The sequence below is a fragment of the Ardenticatenales bacterium genome, from assembly GCA_020634515.1.
In the GTDB taxonomy this organism is placed as follows: domain Bacteria; phylum Chloroflexota; class Anaerolineae; order Promineifilales; family Promineifilaceae; genus JAGVTM01.
The window spans coordinates 39044-57293 of record JACKBL010000009.1 but is presented as its reverse complement, the minus strand read 5'-3'; the positions used below and the strand labels follow the sequence as shown (position 1 = coordinate 57293).

The window sequence follows — 18250 nt, the reverse complement described above, 5'->3', positions numbered from 1 at the left end:
TACGACTATCGGCGGCGGCGGAGCAGGCCCGCGCCCAGGAGGAGGAGTGGGGCGATGAAGGCGGCGGTGCAGGGTCCGCTTTTGCCGGCAGGCGTTGTCGTAGAAGTGGTCTGGACAGATGGCGGCGTGGCGCTGGCGGCAGGTTCGCCGCTGGCCGTCGTCGGCTGCGGCGTGATGGGGGCAACATCCGCGTCGGGCATGATCTGATACGCCGTTTGCTCGTGTACCACCAGCACTTGCGCGCCCAATGCCAGGTACTGTCCCAGTTCGGGGAGGGTGTTGAGCAGGTCGAAATAAGCGTCGCTGGCGAAGGGCACGGGCTGGGGCGGCATCGTGTCCGCGTCAAAAGTGGTGTCCGTCCAGACACCGCCGCGGTAGACGAACGTTTTGCTGCCCACCAGCCGCACCATCTGCCGCGCGGCGACCGCTTCGCCATCGCCGGTGTTCAGGCCGGGCGCGGGTTGCGGTGCTTCCGCTTCGGAAAGCGCGCCGGCCATGGCGGCGGCATCTACCGCCGCGGAGCCGCTGGCTTCTTTGGGCGCGGCGAAGTCGGCGGCGGCTTCCTCCATCACCGACTCCCGTCCAAGCTGGCTGAAGATGTCGTTTTCCTCGATCAAGTAGCTGGTGTAGGGGGTGATGATGCCGTAGCGGATGCTCAGGTTGACCACGCTTTGCACCAGTTCCGCGTTCTCGCCATGCAGGCGGATTTCGTTGAGCAGGTGGCCGATGGCGCGGGTGGCCCAAAGGCGGGGAATAAAGTCGTCACCGCCGCTGTCGCGGAAGCGGTTGTCGCTGTAGGTGAAGGTTTGCGGCTGGCCGTTGACCTGGCCACTGAGGGTGATGGTGGCCGGGCCGCCCGCGCGATAACGACCGGCGATGATGAGTTGCGTGCCGGCAAAAAGATCAGGCAGCGTCGGCGGATACAACTGCTCCACCGTCACCCCATCCACTGTCAGTTGCACATCCGCCAGCACCGGCGTACTTACCTTGGCGTAGAAACCGCTCACCGCCTCGTCCACCGCCTGATTGGGGCGCACATAAGTCGTCGCCCCGCGATGATCCGCCGCCAGACTGTCCAGCAGGATCGTGTCCACGTCGTCCCCCACGCCAAAGGCAAACAGGCGCGCACTGCTGGGAGCCGCCTGGTCAACCGCATTGAGAAGCTGGGGCGTGTCTGTGATCCCTTCGGTCGCCAGCCCATCCGTGAGGAAAAGGATGGTCAGCGGGCGTTCCGCGTCACCCTGCCCCATTGCTTCCAGCAGGGCCAGGCTGATATTCGTGCCGCCCACCGCTTCCAGGTTATCAATGAAGCCGGCGTAATCCACGCGGCTGGTGGCGGGCGTCAGATCGGGCATGAAGGAACGCGCGCCCGTGCTGAAGGCGACGATGTTGTAGCGATCTTCCGCATTCAGATGGTCAATCACGTAGCGCGCGGCCACTTTCGCCTGCGCCAACTTTTGCCCTTCCATGCTGCCCGACGTGTCCAGCACGATGACGACATCTTTGGCGACGACTTCGTTCGGGTCCACCTCAATGCGCGGAGCCACCAACATGAGGAAAAAGCCATCTTGCCCCGCTTCTTTGTAGCTGAGGAGGTTGAGGCCGATATTTTCGGGGGAGACGGTGTAGTATAGCTCGAAATCCTGCTCCGGCGTGACGCGGCTGGCTTCGTAACCGACAAGAGCGTGGAATTCACCGTCGCGGTCCATGGAAACGGGATGGCTGGGAGAGTAGATGGCGCGAATGGCCTGCTGAGAGGTGAGGTCCACGTGGATGCTCTGTTCGTCCAGGGGGGTGTTGGTGTAAAGGTGGGTGGATTGGGGGTAGGTGAAGTGGAGGAGGCCGTTGTCGGCGGGCAAAATCTGGCTGTATTCGATCTCAATCCGTCGCTCGGCGCGGGCGGGGATGGGGAACACATTCGCCTGGATGGCGCTGCTGCCCACATACTCCAGCAGCGCGGGGTCGCGCAATTGGCGCACAATCTGGTCGTAGATGGCGCGCGCCTCATCTTTTTGCAGGATTTTGGCTTCGATGGGCGTGCCGTCTACCCACATGGTTAATTGGGAAACGGTTGCGCCAGGGGGCAGGGGAAAGAGGTAGGTTCCTTCCAGCATCCAGTCGTTGTCGTTGACGAATAGCTGGTCAATGTGGGTGGTGGCGACCTGGTCGGCGATGGTGACGTTGACGCGCTGGTAGGCGATACGCAGGCCGTCGAAATGCCAGATGGGGGGTTCGGGGGGGACAATGGGGACGGGTTCTTGGGCGGATGCCGGCATCACCCACCCCAACAAGCACAATAGCACAAACCACAACTTCTTCATCACTTTTTGCTCCTTTGATTGATGTGTAAATCTGTGAATCAGACGCCGGGGAGAAACGGAAAGTTCCCCCGCTCCTCCCCTTGTTACCCGGCCGCGGGTTCGGCAAAACTCGTAAAAATAGGAGGAATAAGGTACAATTCTATGGGTGAAATGCCACCCCTTTTTTGGTGGCATTTTTTTATTTTCCCGGATGCGTAGGAACGGAATTTAAGCAAGACAACGGAGTTGTTTCCTTACCGTTCCTTCAAACTGACGATGCAATTACGTACTTTATTTCATCGTCAGTCCTTATCCGGGGAAAAAGGCCCGGTTTTACTGGCCTGATAGCGAACGTGGAGGTTGCCTTGAACATCGGTACAGTCAGCAGCGTAGACATTAACAAGGAGATGCGGAACGCTTATCTCGATTACGCCATGAGCGTGATCGTGGCCCGCGCCTTGCCCGATGCCTGCGACGGCCTCAAGCCTGTGCATCGGCGCATTTTGTACGCCATGAACAGCATGGGCGTGCGCCCCAACTCCCCACACCGCAAGAGCGCCCGTATCGTGGGCGAGGTGCTGGGCAAATATCACCCGCACAGCGACGCGGCGGTCTATGATGCCATGGTGCGCATGGCGCAGGATTTCTCGCTGCGCTACCCACTGGTGGATGGGCAGGGCAACTTTGGCAGCATTGATGGGGATGGGGCGGCGGCCATGCGTTACACAGAAGCCCGCCTCAGCCGCATTGCCATGGAGCTGCTGCAGGATATTGACCAAAATACGGTTGATTTTGGCGAGAATTTTGATGGCAGCGAGAAGGAACCGTTGGTTTTGCCGGCACGTCTGCCAAACCTCCTCATCAATGGTTCCTCCGGCATCGCCGTGGGCATGGCAACCAACGTGCCGCCGCACAATCTGAGCGAAGTCTGCGACGCCATCTGCTACCTGCTGGACAACCAGGAAACCCAGGACGACATCACCGTTGAAGATTTGATGCAGTTCGTCAAGGGGCCGGACTTCCCCACGGCGGGCCTGATCGTGGGCACAGAAGGGATTCGCTCCGCCTATGCCACGGGACGCGGGCGCATTGTCATGCGCGCCAGGGCAACAATTGAGGATATGCCCGGAAAGTCGGAGCGGCAGCGCATCAACGTCACGGAAATCCCCTTCCAGGTGAACAAGTCGGGGTTGATTGAGAAAATCGCGGAGCTGGCCCGTGCCGGCAAACTTCCCGACATTTCCGACCTGCGCGACGAATCCGACCGGGACGGCATCTCCATCATCATCGAACTAAAACGAGGCACGCAACCCCTCAAAGTCCTCAACCAACTCTACAAACACACCGCCCTGCAAAGCACCTTCGGCGTCCAAATGTTGGCCCTGGTAGACCGCAACCCCCGCCTCCTCTCCCTGAAGCGGGCACTGCAAATCTACATCGACCACCGCGCCGTCGTCATCACCCGCCGCACCCAGTTTGAACTGGACAAAGCACGCAAACGGCAGCACATCCTGGAAGGCCTGCTCAAGGCCATCGAGTACCTGGATGCCGTTATTGAAACCATCCGCCGCGCCCCCGACGCCGACATGGCCAAAGAGCGCCTCATGGAGCGTTTTGGCCTCACCGAGCCGCAAGCCACGGCCATCCTGGACATGCAACTGCGCCGTCTGGCCGCCCTGGAGCAGCGCAAAATCGAAGATGAGTACAACGAAATCACCGCCCGCATCTCCTACCTGGAAGAACTGCTGGCCGACCGCGACAGAATTCTGGCCCTCGTCCGCGAAGACGTGATTGACCTGAAAGAAAAATATGGCGACGCCCGCCGCACGCAAATCGCTCCTGGCCTGGATGCGGAACTGCGCATGGAGGACCTGATCCAGGATGAGGATGTTCTGATCTCCATCACCCAGCGCGGCTACGTGAAGCGCACGCCGGTGGCCGCGTATCGTTTGCAGCAGCGCGGCGGCAAGGGGTTGATTGGGGCCGGACGGCGCGAAGAAGATGAACTGGCACACCTGTTTGCTGCCGGCACGCTCAACACCATTCTCTACTTCTCCAACAAGGGCAAAGTGTACGCGGAAAAAGCGTACCAGATTCCCGAACTGGACCGCACCGCCAAGGGCACGTCTCTCATGAACATCTTGCCCCTGGAACAAGACGAGCGCATCACCGTGGCCTTGCCCGTGCATAACTTCGACGACGCCGAATATCTGACGATGGTCACGCGCAAGGGGCGCATCAAGCGCACGGAAGTCGGCGCCTTCAGCAATGTCCGCTCCACAGGCCTGATCGCCATCAACCTGGAGGACGATGACGAGTTAGGCTGGGTGAAGATGACGCAAGGGGAGCAAGACCTGATCCTGGTCAGTGAACAGGGGAAGGGGATTCGCTTCTATGAAGGCGACGTGCGCGCCATGGGGCGCACCGCACAGGGCGTCTACGCCATGAAGCTGACGGACAACGATCTCATTGCCGCCGCGGATGTGGTGTTGGATCAGTCTGATTTGCTCTTGATCACGGAAAACGGCTATGGCAAACGCACCGACCTGGACGAATTTCGCACGCAAGGGCGCTACGGCCAGGGCGTGACGGTCATGAATCTGACGGATCGCCGGGATCGAATCGTGGGCGCGCGGGTGGTGCTGGAGGATGATGAGGTGACGTGCATTTCCGGTAACGGCATTATCTTGCGCACGCCGGTAAACACGATTTCCCGCCAGGGACGCTACGCCCAGGGCGTGCGCGTGATGGACATGAATGATGGCGATACCGTCGCTTCGGTGGCCGTTATCCGCGAAGGCCGGCTCTCCCGCGTGAATGATAGCGAGGAATAAGGTCAAAGGTGGGTATCCAGGTGCTCCCACCGTAAGCTCAGGCCACGAGTGGGGTAGCCGTTGCCTTGCGGGAAAACAGGTTGATACATTTGTGATGAAGTCGGAAAGCAGAAGGGCGTGTGGGCGGATAATGCCGCCCACACGCCCTTTTTTGTTGGCGGAAACGCGCGTCGGCGCTGTCATACCAATGTCTTATACGAATTGTGGGGGGTCCGGCTCATAATAAAGCGGAAGTTTGCCCGGTATGCCAAATCCGGCGATAGTTTTCATTTGCCCGATTTTCCTGTTTGCACGAGGAGTGTCCCTTTGTTACCCGATAACGTTACCCTGAAACAAGTGATCGGTCGCCCAGCTTCCATGGCGGAGTTGGGTATCCCGTCCGTAATCGTAACAGACCTGATTTATCGCCTGCTGTTTAGCGAGGGAGAGGTAACGGTAGCCCGCTTCGTCGAAGTGATAAAGATTCACGCCCAGCTTTTGGACGAGTTTCTGACGCGCATGAAGCAGGAACACCTGGTAGAAATTGCGCGGACGGGATCGTTGGGACGGCTCAGTTATGCGTATCGCCTGACGGATGAGGGGGGGGAACGGGCGCGAGATGCAATTGCCCGTTCACAATACATGGACGCGGCCCCGGTGGATATTGATTCGTATAATCGGGCGATCCAGCTTCAAACGCAGGAGTGGGCGCACGTGCGTCCGGCGGATGTGAAACGGGCGTTGCAGCATCTAATCTTGCCGGATACATTTCACCGACGCATTGGTCCAGCGGTAAATGCCGGCACTTCCCTCTTCCTCTACGGTCCCTCTGGTAACGGCAAAACCACCATTGCCCAGGCCATCGCCCGGCTTATTGCCGGCAGCACCCCCATCTGGCTCCCCTACGCCGTCACCGTCGGCGGCCACATCGTGAAGATATTCGACCCCCTCTACCACGAACCCGTGCCCCAGGACGAATTCACCAACGCCGAATTTGGGCGCGTAGATGCTCGCTGGGGCCTCTTCCAACGCCCCGCCGTCATGGTCGGCGGTGAACTGATCATGGAAGCCCTGGAAGTGCGCTTTGAGCCAATCGCCAAATTCTACGAGGCCCCCCTCCAACTCAAAGCCAACGGCGGCATGTTCCTCATCGACGACTTTGGGCGGCAGCAACTCAGCCCACAGCAACTTCTCAACCGCTGGATTGTCCCCCTGGAGAACCGCATTGACTTCTTGCGCTTGCAGTCAGGGCAGGTCCTGGAATACCCATTTCGCCAACTAATCGTCTTTTCCACTAACCTGGACCCCGGCGAATTAGTGGACAACGCCTTCCTGCGCCGTATTCAGATGAAAGTAGAAGTAACCGCCCCTGATGAGCGGCTCTTCTACCAGATTTTCAATAGCGCCTGCCAGCAGTATCGCGTACCTTTTGATAAGGATGGATTCCTCCACCTGCTCAACAAATGGTATCGTGAGCCGCGGCGGGAGTTGCAGGCGGTGCATCCCCGCGATATTTTGAAGACGCTGGTCTCCATCTGCAACTATGAAAGTACGCCCCCCCGCCTGACGCCCGATCTGATTGACGAGGCGTGCCAGAGCTACTTCGTGGAGATGCACCCTCACACTGCCTGATCGCGCCGCGACTACGGCTCAAACAGGTTGCTCAAGCCACGAATCACGGAGCCTTCGCCCTGGGTCTTGCCGCCCGCCGTCTGTGGAGCGAACGCCAGAATGCGGTCCGCCAGGCGGGAGAAGGGCAGCGATTGCAGCCAGACGCGCCCCGTGCCTTGCAGCGTCGCCAGGAAAATCCCTTCACCGCCGAACAACATGGACTTGAGATTGCCGGCACGTTGAATGTCATAATCAATCGTCGCCTCAAACGCCACAATACACCCCGTATCCACCCGCAGCCGCTCCCCACTCAGGCGGCGCTCTACAATCGTGCCCCCCGCGTGGATAAACACATTGCCATCACCGCGCAACCGCTGCAAGATGAACCCCTCACCGCCAAACAGCCCCACCCCCAACTTACGGTTAAACGCCACGCTCAACTCCGTGCCCAACGCCGCGCACAAGAACGAGTCCTTCTGGCAGATCAACTCCCCTTGCGCCTCGTCCAGATCAATGGCAATGATCTTCCCCGGATAAGGCGCGCCAAAAGCCACATGCTGCTTCCCCTGCCCCGCGTTGGTGAAGTGCGTAATAAACAGGCTTTCGCCCGTAATCGCCCGCCGCCCCACCGCCGCCAGCTTACCCATCAATCCCTGATCCGGGCGCGAGCCATCCCCCATTTTTGTCTCAAACGTAATTCCCTCCTCCATGTACATCATCGCTCCCGCTTCAGCAATCACCGTCTCCCCCGGGTCCAGTTCGATCTCCACAAACTGCAAATCATCACCCCAAACCTGATAATCCACTTCGTGACTCTTCATGTCATGCTCCTTGTGTGCGCCCACGGGACGAGATTGGACCATTTTCACCAGAGAAAGTGGGGCCAATCGGGCTTAAGGCACATCCGTTAATAGAGGCTTCGTTCGGGAATTGACGGATGCGCTGGAAGGGTTCTTGCTTGATGGATAGTCCAAAGTTGATTTTGGGCGAACCCTTCGCCGTTACTTAGTAATCGTCCGAAAATAACTTCACACTTTTTACGGATGGTTACTGACAAGCTGTCCGCACATTTCCCCTAACTTGATTGCGGACAGCCACTTAGTCTTTATGATACCGCAAATACGGCCAGTTGGGACCGCTTGCCCGGCAAAAGTAGCTTATCACCCTCCCGTCGCATACAATCAACGGTAGTTTAACGTTCTTCTCCTATCATGCCAGATAACAACACCCAAAACCCCGGTTTCTTCTTCCTCGGTCCCCAAACCGGGTTTTTCAGTATTCAGGAGAAACAGCCATGATTGCGCCCCTCAAAAGTTTACTCGATCCCATCTGGCAGCGCCGTTGGCAAACGCTTGATGACCGACTGCAATACGCCAGACAGCTTGCCCCCACCAGCGCGGATCCGCAGCTACTCGCACTCGCCGCGCTCCTCAACCGGCTGCATATCTTCGCCACCGGCCAGTTTCGCTTTTTCGTGGACGGCTTCACCACCGGGCGTTTCAACAACCTCACCCCGTTGCCTGGCTACCCCCTGGATTACGTCTTTCGCGGCGTGATCAACCAATCCTTCAACGACCTCCAGGTCATCGAATGGGCTATCGACCAGCGGCGCAACGGCTCCGACGCGATGCGCGACACCCTGGCCATCGCCGATCAGCTTGCCTTCGCTGCCTTGCAGCCCGCCATCCAGAGCGACCTGGTTCCCGCGGAAACGGCCGTCATCACCTATTTCGAGAAGTTCGCCTCCATTCGCATCATCCCTTACGCCAACGTAGCCCTCATCGGCATCCCCTTTAGCTGCGTGAGTACGCCTGAGGATTTCCTGGCGATTCCGCACGAAGTCGGCCATTACGTTTTTGGTCGCGCCAGTCGCGCCAATGGCAATGTACGCAAACTGCTCAACGACGACTATGGTCGGCAGCGACCAGACTACGTGAAAGCCTGGATTGAGGAAATCGCCGCCGATGTCTATGGCTGCCTCATTGCCGGTCCGGTGATCGCGCTCGATTTTCAAGATTTGCAACTCGAGAAGCGGCCCCAGAAGTTCAACGTGGATGATGGCGAACACCCCACGCCCATACTGCGGCCCCAGGTCTATCACAAAGTGCTGCATCACCGGCAATCGCCGTGGTCCGGCCCCCTGGACGCGGCCTGGACCTTCCGGCGGGAGCAGTTCAAGGTGCGGCATCAGGACAAAATCAAGGACCCGAATAAGTTCCAACCGGCAACGATGCCGGGCACGCTGCGCCCCGAGCAGGCATTGTCTGACGGCGTGGCGTTGAATTCGCAAGCACCGGTGGATTGGGTCATCAACGCTGTCTTGCAGCGGCTGGCATTGCGGATGGGGAATGATAACTGGTGGCAAGCGTTCCGTGATCTGCCCCTGGGCGATGTGCCGCCGGACCTGGATGCGACGCAAGTCAATGCGCATACCCTGGCGGCGATCAAGCGCACGATTTATGCCCCCGTCCTGGAACGCCTCACACCCGTTCCCCGACGACAAGCCCTTCCCAACAGCCCTCTGCCATCCATTCCGCCCCAAGATTGGCAATACATGCTCGACAACCTGGATGAGTATCTGCCCACATGGCCGGAACCTTTCTTCAAAGTTGAGCGCGGCCCGGACGATTGGTGGGTGAATGTCTGGATCGCCCGCGGCTGGAACACCTTTGGCAACGGGCAGTGGATTCAATAACCCAGGCGCGACGCTCTTCTGAGGAACGTCGCGCCTGGCGCGCCACATAGGGGTCGCTCGGAATTAACTTTGGCGGTTCTGATACAGAAGAACCCGGCAAGCGCATCCGTCAATTCCTGAGCGAAGCCCTCATAAACGGATGCACCCTTATGTTTGCGCCAGGCGCGCTTGCAGCGATGGCGTTAGCGGATGGTCGCGGTCGGCGGCCAGCGTGAGCGCCTGCCGCCAATAGGTCCACGCGGGCTTGACTTGCCCTATCGCCTGCCGCAAATCCCCCAACTGCGCCAACAAGAAGACTTGCCCCCACACGTCCCCTAACGCTTCGCACAACGCCAGGCTGCGCTCCGCCTTTGTCAGCGCTGCCGCATAATCCCCCAAGTCGGCATCAAGCTGGCACAGCGTGCGCAGCACCTGCGCCTGCGCCCGCCTGTCCCCCATCGCCTCAAAATAGTTCAATGCTTCCTCCGCGTGCCGGCGCGCCTGCGCCGGATCGTCGCCCCGTCGCTGATACACGGTTGCCAGATTGTAGAGAATAAACGCCAATCCGCGCTGATCACCCAATGCTTCGCACAAGGCCATTGCGCCGCGGCAGTGTGCCTCTGCTTGATCATATTCGCGCAAGGTGATGGCAATGGCCGCCAGCAATTGCAGCGCCTTCACGCGCCACGGCTGGTCTCCTAGCGCCTCGCAGATTGCCAACGCCCGGCGCGCCGCCTGCCGCGCCGTCTCGTGTCGGCCCGCCGCGTAATCAATGTCCGCCAGTTTGTAGAGTATGGCCGCCAGTTCCACCGTTTCCGCTTCCGCGTCCTGCCAGACGCGCAGGCTCTCCTGCGTGAGGGCGCGTGCGCGGGGCAGGTCCCCTTGCTCGCGGGCAATGTCCGCCAACTCATATTGAGCCAGAGACGCGCTGTGGATGTCTCCGCCGGCGACGAACCGGGCGCAGCCACGTTCCAGGTGGCTCTGGGCTTCGTCATAATCTCCCTGGCGCAGGCAGGCCCGCCCCCATTGGAGCCAGATGCGGGCGGCGGTGGCTTCGTCCGCTAAATGGGCGGTGGCTTCGTCCGCCCAGTGATATGCCTGGCGTGCCTCGTAGAAACGGCCGCGGGCAAACCAGGCAGGCGTGAGCGCCTCCGTGAGCGCCACTACCTGGGTCCATAGCGCTTGTTGATGTGCCAGCCGGACCGCGGCCAGCAGATTTTCCCATTCGGGTTGCAGGGCGGCAAAAGTCCGATGCTGCGTCTGGGCGAATGTCAGGTAATAGTTGACCAGCCGCGCGGCTCGGTGTTTGTTTTGTTCCATGCCGGCATTTAACTTCTCCCGCGCAAAATCAGCCAACAGCGGATGCATGCGGTAGCGGTCCGCCCCCTCTTCGGTGACGAGCGAAAGCGCGGCCAACGAGAACAGAGCATCTTCGGCGGTGGGCAGGTCGCTGTCTATGAGGGCGGCCACGGCGGCGGCGGTGAACGTGCGCCCACCAAAGAGGCCCAATCCGGCAAACGTGGCGCGCAAGGGGGCTTCTAGCGTATCCCAACTGACGTCGAAAGAGGCGCGCACGGCACGGTCAATGATTTGCAGCCCGAGGCGGTTTTGCGCGTCGCGCAGGCGGGCGGCCATGCTGAGCAGGGATTGACGCGAGCGGGAAGCGAGGCGTTGTGCGGCGATTTCCACGGCCAGGGGGAGTTGCTGCAAAAGGGCGCAGATTTCGTCGGCGGCTTCGACTTCCTGCAGGACTCGTTTTTCGCCGAGGATGCGGGCGAGGAGTTGCCGGCAATTTGCCGGATGCAGCACGTCGAGGGTAAGGACCGTGCCGGCAAGCGCGCGGGCGACCTCCATGTTGCGCGTGGTGAGGAGGACGGCGCAGGCGCCATCACCGGGGAAGAGGCTGTCCACCTGCGTTGTCTGCACGTTGTCAAGGACGATGAGGGCGTTTTTTTGCGCCAGGAGGCCACGCAGCGCGGCGGCGCGGCTGTCATGGTCGCTGAAGCGGGTGAGGTCCGCGCCATAGGCCTGTGCCCAACTTTCCATGATCGCCAGAGGGTTGCTCGTGCCGGCATTTGCCCACAGCACCCCATCCACAAAATCCTCCCGCAACTCGTGCGCCACCTGCACCGCCAGCGCCGTCTTCCCCACGCCCCCCATGCCCACCAACGCCACCACCCGCGGCCCCTCCACCCGCCGGCGCGTCGTCGTCAGCAATGCCGGCAGCAGCGACTGCTCCTGCTGCCGCCCCACAAAATGCGCCACCTGGCGCGGAGCCTGGAACGGCGCCGCGGGCGGCGAGGGCGTAATTGGCAGCACCGCCCCCGAGTCCGCTTCCGGCTCCAGTTCCCCCGCCAGAATCCGCGCATACAACGCCGCCGTCTCCGCGCCCGGCTCCACACCCAACTCCGCCGCCAACATCTCCTGGCACAGTTCATACTGCGCCAGCGCCAGGCTACGCTGCCCCGTAAGCGCCAGCAAGCGCATCAACTCGCGGTGGGCCTCCTCCAACCACGGCTCCAGCGCCAGCAGCCGGCGCAGGTGCTTGATGCCCGCCTGATACTCCCGCTGCTGCGCGTGATGCGTCGCCAGGCGATAGAGGGCGCGCAAAGCCATCTGATGCAGCCGTTCCCGCTGCGCCACCATCCACTCCTCAAACAGCAGCGCGTCGCGCAGGTGGAAATCCTCCAGAAACTCCCCCCGATACAGCGCCGCCGCTTCCGTCAACTGGGCCACGGTTGGCTGCGGGCGCTGCAAGCAATCCTGGAAATGGGTCACGTCCAGCACGCAATCGCTCTCGTGGTTGAAGGCCAGGCTGTGCCGCCGCACCAGCAGGAAATCGTCCGCCAGTGGGCGCAGCTTGGTGAGGGCTACGCGCAGGTTTCGCCGCGCCCGCTCCTCATCCATCTCCCCCCAGAGGAGACCCGCCAGCCGTTGGCGCGAGTGGGACTGCGCCGTCACGGCCAGGTAGAAGAGGAGCGCCTGCGCCTTGTTGGACACCAGGTCCGGCACGGGCAGGCCGTCCAGGGTGATGGTGGGTTTCCCCAACAGGGCCAGTTCGAGCATTGCCATAAAGCTTTTGAATCAATTAATCCGTAATTGCTATTCCCCGTTTCTGTTTTAACGATAGATCAGCGATAGCCAAACGATGGGGCGATAAGATGAGGACAGTTAAGTGAGCGTCCTGAAATCAGTTCTCCCCAAGATTGGTTTGTTCTCCAAGAATGAACCAATCCGCAGAGATGATGGAATCGGACAGAAAGCGCAACCTTCTCATTCCATTATAAGGAGGGCGGTCACAATGTCCAGCAACTCCTGCCCTATCAACTGACAACATCCAACTGACAACTGTTTTTCTCAGAGGTTTCTATGAACAGTCAATCTCTCACTTATCGGTCTTTTGTGCTGCGCATTTGGAAGGAGCGCGGCGGACCAAGCCAGGCGGCGTCCGTGCTTCGTTTTAGTTTGGAAGATGCCGGCACAAACGTGCGCCACGGATTCCAAAACCTGGACCAGTTGATTTCCTATCTGCAAAACGAACAAGGAGGACAAATGCTCAGCGATGATGCCCAGTAAGAACCTTTTCCGCTTCCCCTATTTCCCGTTGTTCGTCATCTGTTTATTGTTGATTGTCACCATTACTGAGGAGTAAAAACATCATGGGTTACTGCATGTTTGGTTTTCACGCAGGCGCAGGCGGCAACCGCCAGGGCATCGGCGACTATTTTCAGCAGTTGGACACGGCGGGGCGGCCTGCCGTGCTGAAGTCGGTAGACGACTATGGCGTCTGCCGCGAACTGGCGGCGCTACGGCAGCAAAGCGGCGTGCCGCACGTGATCGTCTTTCGGCGCAGCGGCGGCGCGTTTGAGCTGCCCAACTACAATTTGTCTCCGGCGCAGGCCGCCGCCGAGCATTGGCAGCGAATTGTGGACGCCCTACCGCCGGAATTCGTGGCAAACAATGACAAGGAACACGTCTGGCTGGAGGTGATTAACGAGCCGGACAAGAATCGGGCCGATTGGATCGGCCAGTTTATGACGGCGATTGCCCAGTTGGCGCTGGCGAATGGCTACAAGGTGGCCGGTCCGGGTTGGTCCACGGGCGAGCCAGAGCCGACCGACTGGCAGACGCCCGGCTGGCAGGCTTACTTGCAGCTTTGCGCACAGCATCCGGATCAGGTGGCCGTGGCGCTGCATGAGTATAGCCTGGATGCCGGCAACATCCTCGCGGGCAACGGGTCACTCATCGGGCGCTTCCAGCAGTTGTTCGACGTGTGCGACCAGGCCAACATCGCCCGCCCGTGCGTCCTGATCACCGAATGGGGCTGGGTGTACAACCATGTTCCCACCCCCGAACTGGCGATGGCGCACTTGAAGGAAGCGGCCAAAATCTACCAGCCGCATCCGCAGGTGTTGGGCGCGGCTATCTGGTACCTGGGGCACGGCTACAGCGACATCGCCAACAAGGCACAGAAGTTGATCGCGCCGCTGACGGGTTATGCCCTCAGCGACAGGTGGGATGATGTGCCGCCCGCGGTTTGCTCCGGCCAGCCACGTCTGCAATATGCGCGCACCTACCAGATATTGCACGACAGCCTCACGCCCGCCCAGGCGCGCGCCGTTTTCCAGGCCAGCCTGGGGGATAAGCGGACGGTGGGTTGGAGTTTTGATGATGCCGGCATTGGCGACCTGGATGACCGCCGCGTAGAAATCTTCGGCGCGCCCCAGGCCGACTGGCAAGAGATAGTGGACTGGTACGAAACCCACTATCCCGGCGTCACCGTCACCTTCCGTCCCGTTCCCGGCGAAGTGGGCATGGCCGTCACCTTCTCCACCTCGCCCCAGCCCTCCGATTGTCGCGGTCGGCCTCGCGTGCAATACACGCGCACCTACCAACTGCTACACGACAGCGTCAGCAATGACCAGGCGCTGCAAGTGTTTGAGATGGGGATGGTGCAGCGGCGGACGACGGGTTGGAGTATGGACGATGCCGGCATTGGTGACCTCACCCGCCGCACCATCGAAGTATACGGCTGCCCGCCCGCCGAGCAGGCCAACTTCATCCAGTTCTACCGGCAAAACTACCCCGGCAGCGTCGTCACCTTCAAGGAAATCGCCAATCTCGTCGAAGAATTCTGGCTGGCCCTACCCGTAGATCGCGCCCTCTTCGTCACCTCCCGCTTCAACGACCCCCGCGATTACGACAAGGACGGCATCTTCGACGACCGGCACGAAGGCGTAGACCTGGCAGCCACCGTCGGCGGCCAGCCCGTCAACGTCCTCGCCGCCCAGAGCGGCATCGTCACCCGCGTAGAACGGCGCAACACCGGCTACGGTCACTTCATCGTCATCCGACACGACTGGCCCAACGGTCAGACCTACTTCACCTGGTACGGCCATCTTTCCGAGATTGACGTGAACGTAGGGCAAACCGTGGCCATCGGGCAGCCCATTGGCGTTGCCGGCACAACGGGCAACTCCACCGGCATCCATCTGCACCTGAACTTGCAGCATATCGGCCACGGGCTACCCGGCTACGTCGAACCGGACGTGGTGGACCCACTGCCTTTCATTCGTGAAGGGCGGCGCGTGGGCGCGGGCGCGATTGTACAGCCCGTGAACGGCCAGGCGCTGTTTGGCCTGCACGCCACCGCCGACCCGCGCATCGCCCCCGGTGAGGCGGACGTGTTCAGTACGGCGCGCGTGGACCTGGTGAAGATCCTTTCCAATCTGGACCCACAAAGCATCCGCGACCTGATGGCGGCGCGACCCGCGGCCCGCTGGATCGTGCGCGCATTCCTCGACTTCGGCGGTCGGAACATCTCCCCACAGCAGTTCGTGACTGACACGCTCCCCGATACACGCCGCGCATTGGACGTGCTTGCCGGCAAAAATGCAGTCGTCGAGTTGCACAACGAACCCAACCTCTTCATCGAAGGGCTGGGCAGCACCTGGACCGACGGGCAGGCGTTCGCCGCCTGGTTCCTCGACGTCCTCAACCGCTACCGCGCCGCGCTGCCCGGCGTGCGCTTCCTTTATCCAGGGCTGTCGCCCGGCGGCACGGTGAACAACGTGCGCCGCAACGCCACCTCCTTCCTGGAGGAAAGCCGCGCCGCCGTGCAGGCCGCCGATGGCTTCGCCGCGCACATCTACTGGGCTATGGACTACCCCATGGACACGGCCCTCACCGTGCTGGATGGTTACCTCAGCTACCTCTCCACGCACAACATGGCGCAAAAACTCGTCTGGGTGACGGAGGCTTCCAACAACAAAAACACCGTCACGCTCCCCGCCAAAGCCGCCGAGTACGTCAACTTCTGGCAACAACTGCGGCAGCGGCCTACCGTGCAGGGCGTCACCTACTTCGTGGCCTCCGCCAGCAACCCGCAGTTCGCGGATGAGGTCTGGGTGGCAAACGGCCAAAGCCGGGGCATCGCCGAAGTCGTCGGTGCGCGCTAATACGTCAAGAAGAAACCGGGTTTTTGACAAAAACCCGGTTTCTTCGCAGTCCTACCCCTATCCCCCCTGGAGAAACCTGATGAACATTGACACGACCAAAATCGAATCCGCCAACAATGCGTTGATTGACTATCTTTTTGGCAATTTGCAGGATGGCCGCAACGAGGTGCGGCGGCTGCGCGTGAAGTTTGGCATCACTTACTACACGATTGTGGTGCTGTCGGTGATGATGTTTGTGGTGGGCGTGGGGTTGCTGAGCGTGCCGGCATTAAGCGCCTACCGCGGCCAGATCACCGAAATGAAATCCATCATCGCCGCCGGCTTTGGCATTGGGGACATCTTCCTCCTCTTCCTCCTCCGCCCCGTCTCCCGCCTGCAAAACCTCATGGGCGATATGGGCCAGATCACCATCGCTTTCAACAGCTTCCAGGCGCAAATGGCCCTGCGACTACTGCAAACGGACGCCGACCGGCGTGAGACCATCGGCGACGCCGCCAAAAGCATCAACACCGCCGCCCAAAACAGCATCAAGCTGATCGAAACCTACTTCGAGCTGGCCGAAACGGAAAAGCCCCCCCAACTTGCCCCCGCCTGAACAACCCGTAACCAAGAAACCGGGTTTTTGATAAAAACCCGGTTTCTCCGGTTTCTCCGCTTACAAGCCGCTCAACACATCCAGCATCTGCTGCTGGATGCGCCCATTGCTCATCACCACGGACATCGGCCCATCCGCCAGCGCAAACGGGCGGCCATCCATCATCATGGCCGCGCCGCCCGCCTCCCGCACCAGCAGCGCCCCCGCCGCCACATCCCAACTGTGCAGCTTAAACTCCCAGTACCCATCCAGCCGCCCGGCGGCCACGTAGGCCGTATCCAGCGCCGCCGCCCCCGCGCGCCGCACGCCGTGCGCCCGTTTCAGGAACGCCCGCGTCTGCTCCACATTGTCTAACGCGCTTGTCTGCCGGTCGTAAGGAAAGCCCGTCGCCAGCAGGCTGCGCCCCAGCGCCGTCTCCGCCGTCACCGCCAGACGGCGCGCGTTGTCGCCCTGCGTCAAAAACGCGCCTTGCCCGGCGATGGCCGTAAAGCATTCGTCCCGCGTGGGGTCGTAGATGACGCCCAGCACAGGCTGGTCCCCGCGCGCCAGCGCCAGCGAGACGCAGAAATGGGGGAAGCTGTGGGCATAGTTGACGGTGCCGTCCAGCGGGTCAACGTACCAGTGATAGTCGCCGCGCGTGGCGTGGTCGTTCCCTTCTTCGGCTACGATGCCGTGATCGGGAAAAGCACGCCGCAGCCGCGCCACAATCATCGTTTCGGCGGTGGTGTCATATTCCGTCACCCAATCGACGCCGCTGGTTTTGGTCTGGACCTGCTTCGGCTGTAGGAAGCCCGTGAGCAAATAGGCTCCCGCCTCGCGGGCAATCTCCACGGCTACGGCAAGTATTTCTTGTGCATCCATAAACGGCGGTTTCCTCCAATAGCGTGCGAAATGGCATTCCTGCAAGGAACGCCATTCCTGGAATCTCCAACCGCCATAGCTTAACACATTTGCTCATCGCCCCATAAATTGGGGCGGGCGCTTTTCCAGGAAAGCCTGCATCCCTTCGTGGGCGTCCGCGGTGGCCCACAGCGCGTAATATGTGCGTCGCTCAAACAGAAGTCCTTCGCGTAAACCTGACTCCAGGGCGCGTTCCACGGCTTCGCGGGCAAAGATGGCCGCCGTTTTACCGTAGGCGGCAATCGTTTGCGCCGCCGCCAGCGTCTCGTCCAGCAATTTGTCGGCGGGGATGACGCGGGCCACCAGCCCGGCGCGCTCCGCTTCCTCCGCCCCCATCATGCGCCCCGTGAGCAGCATGTCCATGGCCTTCGCCTTGCCCACCAGTTTCGTCAGCCGCTGCGAGCCGCCCATGCCGGGTATAAGACCCAGTTTGATTTCCGGCTGACCGAATTTGGCCGTGTCCGCCGCGTAAATCATGTCGCACATCATGGCCAGCTCGCAGCCGCCCCCCAGGGCGTAGCCGGCTACAGCGGCGATCTTCGGCGTGCGCAGGGTGGTGAAGGCGTCCCAGCCGGCGAAGAAATCTTCGTGGAACATCTCCATGTAGGATTTGGCGGCCAGTTCTTTGATGTCCGCGCCGGCGGCGAAAGCGCGTTCGTTGCCGGTGATGACGAAGCAGCCCACCTCCGGGTCGCGGTCCAGCGGCTGCATGGCGGCGACCATTTCCCGCATCACTTCCGCGTTCAGCGCGTTCAATACCTGGGGCCGATTCAACCGCACGATTACAACGCGCCCCTGGCGTTCGATCTGAATAGTCATAGTTTCCTCCTGGAACAGGGGTCAATAGATAGTTGAGGACGTGAAACTACCCCTCAATCAGCGTCATCCGCGTCAACTGT

11 protein-coding genes are annotated in these 18250 nt (G+C 60.8%); 6 read left to right on the top strand and 5 right to left on the bottom strand.

The window, feature by feature from the left end; genetic code table 11:
- Positions 1–5: 5 nt before the first annotated feature.
- Positions 6–2324 carry a VWA domain-containing protein gene (locus H6650_20415; protein MCB8954378.1) on the bottom strand — a complete coding sequence of 773 codons (2319 nt, stop codon included), beginning with the start codon at positions 2322–2324 and terminating at the stop codon, positions 6–8.
- Between the two features lie 341 nt (positions 2325–2665).
- Between H6650_20415 and gyrA the strand changes: the two genes are divergently transcribed.
- Positions 2666–5134: a DNA gyrase subunit A gene (gene gyrA, locus H6650_20410; GenBank protein ID MCB8954377.1), complete on the top strand. Its 2469-nt coding sequence runs from the start codon at positions 2666–2668 to the stop codon at positions 5132–5134.
- Between the two features lie 306 nt (positions 5135–5440).
- Positions 5441–6745, top strand: coding sequence for an ATP-binding protein (locus tag H6650_20405; GenBank protein ID MCB8954376.1), 1305 nt, complete (start codon positions 5441–5443; stop codon positions 6743–6745).
- A gap of 11 nt (positions 6746–6756) precedes the next feature.
- Here the strand turns inward: H6650_20405 and H6650_20400 are convergent, their stop codons facing one another.
- Positions 6757–7545 carry a TIGR00266 family protein gene (locus tag H6650_20400; GenBank protein MCB8954375.1) on the bottom strand — a complete coding sequence of 263 codons (789 nt, stop codon included), beginning with the start codon at positions 7543–7545 and terminating at the stop codon, positions 6757–6759.
- A gap of 473 nt (positions 7546–8018) precedes the next feature.
- Here H6650_20400 and H6650_20395 point away from each other — a divergent pair, with 473 nt between their 5' ends.
- A complete protein-coding gene (locus tag H6650_20395) occupies positions 8019–9419 on the top strand; it encodes a hypothetical protein (protein ID MCB8954374.1) in 1401 nt (466 codons plus the stop codon).
- 147 nt (positions 9420–9566) lie between these two features.
- Here H6650_20395 and H6650_20390 read toward each other — a convergent pair whose 3' ends face one another.
- On the bottom strand, positions 9567–12470 hold the full coding sequence (locus H6650_20390; protein MCB8954373.1) for a tetratricopeptide repeat protein: 2904 nt from the start codon (positions 12468–12470) through the stop codon (positions 9567–9569).
- Between the two features lie 297 nt (positions 12471–12767).
- On the opposite strand from H6650_20390, the gene H6650_20385 reads away from it, so the two are divergent.
- The 3 genes from H6650_20385 (at position 12768) to H6650_20375 (ending at position 16451) form a co-directional block, all read left to right on the top strand.
- The gene (locus tag H6650_20385; protein ID MCB8954372.1) at positions 12768–12974 is read left to right on the top strand and encodes a hypothetical protein; all 207 of its coding nucleotides are present in this window, start codon (positions 12768–12770) and stop codon (positions 12972–12974) included.
- Positions 12975–13057: 83 nt separating this feature from the next.
- Positions 13058–15856: a M23 family metallopeptidase gene (locus H6650_20380; GenBank protein MCB8954371.1), complete on the top strand. Its 2799-nt coding sequence runs from the start codon at positions 13058–13060 to the stop codon at positions 15854–15856.
- Positions 15857–15935: 79 nt separating this feature from the next.
- The gene (locus H6650_20375) at positions 15936–16451 is read left to right on the top strand and encodes a hypothetical protein (protein ID MCB8954370.1); all 516 of its coding nucleotides are present in this window, start codon (positions 15936–15938) and stop codon (positions 16449–16451) included.
- Between the two features lie 60 nt (positions 16452–16511).
- On the opposite strand, the gene H6650_20370 is transcribed toward H6650_20375, so the two are convergent.
- Both H6650_20370 and H6650_20365 read right to left on the bottom strand, forming a co-directional pair.
- Positions 16512–17312, bottom strand: a complete 801-nt coding sequence (locus H6650_20370; GenBank protein ID MCB8954369.1) for an inositol monophosphatase — start codon at positions 17310–17312, stop codon at positions 16512–16514.
- 93 nt (positions 17313–17405) lie between these two features.
- On the bottom strand, positions 17406–18170 hold the full coding sequence (locus tag H6650_20365; protein ID MCB8954368.1) for an enoyl-CoA hydratase/isomerase family protein: 765 nt from the start codon (positions 18168–18170) through the stop codon (positions 17406–17408).
- Positions 18171–18250 lie beyond the last annotated feature (80 nt).